This window comes from Microbulbifer thermotolerans (assembly GCF_900112305.1).
GTDB classification, from domain to species: Bacteria; Pseudomonadota; Gammaproteobacteria; order Pseudomonadales; family Cellvibrionaceae; genus Microbulbifer; species Microbulbifer thermotolerans.
Genome location: NZ_FOKT01000024.1, coordinates 1 through 2,108 on the forward strand (window position 1 = coordinate 1; position 2,108 = coordinate 2,108).

At 47.8% G+C, this 2,108-nt stretch carries 3 protein-coding genes and 1 pseudogene; 2 read left to right on the forward strand and 2 right to left on the reverse strand.

The features are described 5' to 3' along the window. Window positions 1-310 (forward strand): annotated as a pseudogene (locus BM155_RS17365) (hypothetical protein); the annotation flags it as partial. A gap of 307 nt (window positions 311-617) precedes the next feature. Next, window positions 618-938 carry an integrase core domain-containing protein gene (locus BM155_RS16660; RefSeq protein WP_074904453.1) on the forward strand — a complete coding sequence of 107 codons (321 nt, stop codon included), beginning with the start codon at window positions 618-620 and terminating at the stop codon, window positions 936-938. A 283-nt stretch (window positions 939-1,221) separates the two neighbouring features. Here BM155_RS16660 and BM155_RS17210 read toward each other — a convergent pair whose 3' ends face one another. Both BM155_RS17210 and BM155_RS17875 read right to left on the reverse strand, forming a co-directional pair. Beyond that, window positions 1,222-1,584: a hypothetical protein gene (locus BM155_RS17210; RefSeq protein WP_139223321.1), complete on the reverse strand. Its 363-nt coding sequence runs from the start codon at window positions 1,582-1,584 to the stop codon at window positions 1,222-1,224. A 2-nt stretch (window positions 1,585-1,586) separates the two neighbouring features. Further along, window positions 1,587-2,105, reverse strand: coding sequence for an RHS repeat-associated core domain-containing protein (locus tag BM155_RS17875; protein ID WP_367888711.1), 519 nt, complete (start codon window positions 2,103-2,105; stop codon window positions 1,587-1,589). Window positions 2,106-2,108 lie beyond the last annotated feature (3 nt).

The window sequence follows — 2,108 nt, forward strand, 5'->3', positions numbered from 1 at the left end:
GCTCGAAGAGGGTGTCTATGCCTTTGCCGGTGTCGGGGTCGGTGACGGCGCGGCTGCTGATGAGGTGGCCGGCGCGGTTGTAGGCGTAGCGGGTGGTGGGGACTTTTCGATTATAGTTTTATGGGTGTCCCTTAATGTACTGATCGATCCACTACACTGGCTCTACTTGAGCCGCAATTTCGAAAGCTGCTTCAAGTCTCTGGTCGGAGCTACTCACTCGGTGCGCAACGCCTGTGAGCGGCTCGGAAAGCGCTGGGTTCACGGTATCCGTGATTGCACACGCTATTTCTCTCCTCCGCTTAGCACATAAGGCTCTTCCATTTATCAGACAGCATCTTCACGGACTTTCCGTGGGAGCAGCTCTATCTCAAATGGAAAGATTATTAGCCTTGCTCACACTCTATTCTGCGGTAACGAGAATATCTGCGTATTAACGCTGGTTGGAAGCATATTTATGGCTAATTTTCTCTATCTTTCCAATTTATGGATGTCCATGAAATTGCATTATTTATGTGGCAATTTATGGGTGTCCCAAAAATAATTATCCACGATTCCGGAATGGAGAGGCGATAACTGATCAATCAGACGGGGTAGCCGCCTGATCGCATACACCAGATTTGACGATAACTCCGGTCAAATACAGCCCGAGTTGGCCTACCGGGGGCTTTGCTTCATTAAATGAGGCCAGGCAGTGGGTAGAGGGGTTTATGCATTGGTACAACCACGAGCACCTGCATAGCGGCATCAAGTATGTTACTCCTGCGGACAGACATGAGGGAAAGGACGTAGCCATACTATCCGCGCGGGATAAAGTTCAGAAGCAGGCGCGGGAGAGAAATCCAGAGCGCTGGTCCGGAGCGACCAGGGACTGGACGCCAGTTGGCCCAGTGGCGCTGAACCCACAGAAAGAAAAATTGGCAAACAGCGTTGCCGCGTAATGAAAAAAGGCGACAACTATCTTGAAAAACACCGCCACTGGCGCAGGCAGCGGGCGGTGGGCTTTTCGATTACATTTTATGGGTGTCCCGAAATGCTTTCCGAAATGCTTTTGGCTGACACAGAATTTTGAACAGCCTCGCCAGCTTAGTGACGTGTTCTTTGAGTTGTTGTTCGAGGTCTTGATTGTTCATGGTTCTGCTCATGTTATCTTCCGGTTAGGGTATGGGAGCATGAGCAGTTACACAATTTAATTTACAGCCTCTGTGTTATTTATTTCCTTAATTAAGTAGCGCCTACATAAATACTCCCACCCGGAAGTGTAAAAGCCCATGGCTCTACCGTTTCTGTAGAGAACACTTCCAGTCGTCGGCCATCAGACAATTGAAAAGCAGGATCAACATGAATACTTGATCCTTGTGGTTGTACTGCTACAAGACTTAACCCTTTCAATTTATCAACCCTTGTATCAATGTTGTTGTCCCAACAAGCAAAATCTATAGAGGACTCTTTGATTATCCGCCAAGCGCTGGTCGTGGAAAAGCTCCATTCATCTCCTGCAATAATGAATGTATCTCCATCCCATGAAATTTCCTTGATCACTAAAGGTAATAAATCGTTTAAAACATTAATCAAATTCGTAATCATAATTATGGCCCCTGAACTATATGGGATCTTTCACGGACAAATTGTTTGCGCCCTGCCCTAGTCAGTCCGGACGGAGGTTGAGGCGGTTTACCTGTAAATGGGTCAATGGGTCCTCCATTAGCATTTGTAAAAGAAGCTCTTCTTGGGTTGCGCCCGTCGGCAGCCATTGTGCGTACGATATTTCCATTAGGAAGAGTATGGGCTCGGCCTACAACATTGCCACTAGTAGGCGATATTACATCCTGCGAAGGAAATCCCGCATTATCAAATCCCTGACGCATTCTGCTTTGGCTAGTGGACACTGTCGTACCATTAGAGCCAACAATGAAATCAGGTCTGCTTCCCTTCTTAACGGAAGAATTCAGTGTCTCCTCTTTACAAGTCAACCCATACGGATCAACCCATGAAACAGGATTAGGCACATACCGGTAGTTATTAACCCCACCTAAAAGCCCGATCGGGTCCTGCTGCGTAAACGCCCCAACCTCCGGATCATAATACCTGAACCGGTTGTAGTGCAGCCC

Excerpts from the sequence above, each read along its gene's own strand:
- BM155_RS17210 (WP_139223321.1), bottom strand. The coding sequence starts at position 1,584 with ATGATTACGAATTTGATTAATGTTTTAAACGATTTATTACCTTTAGTG.